At 75.0% G+C, this 2,965-nt stretch carries 3 protein-coding genes; all 3 read left to right on the top strand.

Translation table 11 applies throughout. The features are described from left to right. A partial coding sequence (locus GTW08_RS00490; protein ID WP_161151233.1) for a hypothetical protein occupies window positions 1–902 on the top strand: 902 nt, incomplete at its 5' end. A 282-nt stretch (window positions 903–1,184) separates the two neighbouring features. Further along, window positions 1,185–2,366 carry an NAD(P)-dependent malic enzyme gene (locus tag GTW08_RS00485; RefSeq protein ID WP_073578564.1) on the top strand — a complete coding sequence of 394 codons (1,182 nt, stop codon included), beginning with the start codon at window positions 1,185–1,187 and terminating at the stop codon, window positions 2,364–2,366. A 304-nt stretch (window positions 2,367–2,670) separates the two neighbouring features. After that, window positions 2,671–2,965: hypothetical protein (locus GTW08_RS00480; protein ID WP_202416204.1), on the top strand; the 295-nt coding region annotated here is incomplete at its 3' end.

The following is a 2,965-nucleotide window of genomic DNA, read 5'->3' as shown; positions in this document are numbered from 1 at the left end:
CCGCGGGCGCCGCGACGGCCGCCCCGGCGGTGCAGGCCGGGGCGATCGGCCCGGGCGTGCAGATCGCCACCCCGGTCACCGGCGGCGCCGAGCTGTGCACCGCCAACTTCCTCTACACCCCGGCCGCCGGGCAGGACGGGAACGGCGACGAGCCCGGCGGCCGCGGGGCCGAGCACCAGGCCGCCCCGGCCGGGGTGCTCTACCTGGGCGCGGCCGCGCACTGCATGGCGGGCGAGGACGCGATGTCCTCGGTCGACGGCTGCAGTGAGCCGGTCATGCCGGAGGGCATCGAGGTCGGCATCCGCGGCCGCGACGGGAAGAACTACACCGGACGGGTCGCCTACAACTCCTGGGCGGTCATGCAGGACCGCGGCGAGACCGACCCGCAGCTGTGCCTCTACAACGACCTCTCGCTGATCCAGCTGAGCCCGGCGGCCGTCGCCGTCGCCGACCCGACGGTCCCCGGCTTCGGCGGCCCGACCGGGCTCGACACGGACGGCACCGAGCAGGGGGAGAAGGTCTACAGCTTCCAGCCCAACCAGCTCGTGGCGACGCCGTACAAGCAGGGCCTGAGCCTCGGGCAGCCGGAGGGGCCGCGCACGCACGTCGTCTCCACCACGCCGCCGGGGGTGCCGGGCGACTCGGGCTCGGGCTACCTCGACGCGCGCGGCCGGGCGTTCGGGCTGCTGTCGAGCCTGATGCTGCCGACCAACACCAACGGGGTCACCGACATCGCCCGGGCACTGGCCTACGCCGAGCGCTACGGCGAGGTCGGCGCCCTGGAGGTCGTCCCCGGCCGGGTCCCGTTCACGCCGGGTGTGCTGCCGCTGACCGAGCTGCCCGGCGGCCCGTCGCTGCCCGCGCTCCCACTGCCCGACCTCACCCCGGCGCCGCTGCGCTGACCCGGGCCCACGGCTCCCGGGACGGGCGTGCGGCGATCCGTCCACCCGTCGGTGTGCGGGTGGCCACTCCGGACGCGCCGGGTGACCGGTTCCCGGCGTCCACCCGGTTAAACTCGCCGCCAGATCCGACAGCTCGTCCCGGCTCGGCGCCCCTATCCCGGCGCTGCGCGCGGGATGGCCGTCCGGCACCGCGAGCAGGTCGACGTCAACCCGCGACGCCCGGTGCAACGGCAGGCGCGTCCGTGCGCCGCTCTCGTACCGCACCACCCGTGGAGTCTTCCCATGACGCTCGCCCAGGACCCGACCACCCGTTCCGCCCCCGACCGGCACGAGGTGTTCGGCGCGCACGAGGGCGGCAAGCTCGCGACCGGTCTGACCGCGCCGCTGGCCGACGAGCGCGACCTGTCGATCGCCTACACCCCCGGTGTCGCCGACGTCTGCCGCGCCATCGCCGACGACGCCTCGCTCGCCGCCCGTTACACCTGGGCGCACCGGCTGGTCGCCGTCGTCAGCGACGGCACCGCGGTGCTCGGCCTCGGCGACATCGGGCCGCGCGCGTCGCTGCCGGTGATGGAGGGCAAGTCGGCGCTGTTCAAGTCCTTCGCCGGGCTCGACTCGATCCCGCTGGTCCTCGACACCACCGACGTCGACGAGATCGTGGAGACCCTGGTCCGGCTGCGCCCGACCTTCGGCGCGGTCAACCTCGAGGACGTCGCCGCGCCGCGCTGCTTCGAGCTGGAGCGCCGCCTGGTCGAGGCGCTCGACTGCCCGGTCATGCACGACGACCAGCACGGCACCGCCGTCGTGCTGCTCGCCGCCCTCGACGGCGCCTGCCGGGTGCAGGGCCGCTCGCTGTCGGACCTGCGCATCGTGATCTCCGGGGCCGGCGCGGCGGGTATCGCCTGCGCACGCATCCTGCTGACCGCGGGTGCCTCGGACGTCGTACTGCTCGACTCGCGCGGGGTCGTCGACGCCGGCCGCGGTGGGGAGAAGGCGGCGCTGGCCGCCGTCACCAACCCGCGCGGGGTCACCGGCGGGATCGCCGAGGCCCTGGCCGGTGCGGACGTGTTCGTCGGGCTCTCCAGCGCCACGCTGCCCGAGGACCTGCTGGCCACGATGGCCCCGGAGTGCATGGTCTTCGCGCTGTCCAACCCCGACCCCGAGGTGCACCCGGACGTCGCGGCCCGGCACGCCGCGATCGTCGCGACCGGTCGCAGCGACTTCCCGAACCAGATCAACAACGTGCTGGCCTTCCCGGGGATCTTCCGCGGCGCACTGGACGCGCACGCCCGCCGCATCACCGACGACATGAAGGTCGCGGCGGCCCGCGCCATCGCCGACGTCGTCGCCGACGAGCTGTCCCCGCAGAAGATCGTGCCCGGCCCGTTCGACCCGCGGGTGGCACCGGCCGTCGCCGCGGCGGTGGCCCGCGCCGCGGGCGACGCCGGCGTGACCGCAGACTGACGACCGTCCATAACCCCGGTTACGAAACGTGTGCAATCGGGGTCTGCGCCGAACGGCACGGCGCGCTGTGAGCGGTCGGACACACACGGTCGGATCGGTTGCCACCGCTCGCCGAGCACGTCACACCCTTCACCCTCCGGCGACTACCTGTCACCACCCGTGAGTGACGGGCAGAGCAACGACGTTGGGCCGAACGGTCCCGTCACTCGCTGTGTCGGGTGGCTCGATCGGTCTACCCGCCCGGATCGCCCGGCACGGTGGCTCGTTGTTCCCCACGGAGCTGCCGAACGGAACGGAGGCGGGCGTGTCGGAGCAGGAATCGCGGGCGGGACACCGTCCGGGTGCATCGGTCGGGGACCCGGCCGGTGGACGCGCGGAGCAGGCACCGGGTGCCCGCCGCGACAGGGACCGGGACCCCGGTCTCGCCGGTGACCTCGCCCGGGCCTTCGCCGGTCCCGGCGGCACCCCGGCGGGCCGCGCCCGGCCCGGTCCCGACGACGAGCCGCTCCTCGACCGGGCGGAGGCCCTGAACCTCGCCGCCGCACCGGACGCCGAGATCTCCGGCGCGGGCTTCGGGGAGCCGCCGTTCGGCAGCGCCC

The organism is Pseudonocardia sp. SID8383 (genome assembly GCF_009864975.1).
Classification (GTDB): domain Bacteria; phylum Actinomycetota; class Actinomycetes; order Mycobacteriales; family Pseudonocardiaceae; genus Pseudonocardia; species Pseudonocardia alni.
The sequence above is the reverse complement of the archived record's forward strand: the minus strand, read 5'-3'. Positions and strand labels throughout refer to the sequence as shown.

Excerpts from the sequence above, each read along its gene's own strand:
- GTW08_RS00485 (WP_073578564.1), top strand. The coding sequence starts at position 1,185 with ATGACGCTCGCCCAGGACCCGACCACCCGTTCCGCCCCCGACCGGCAC.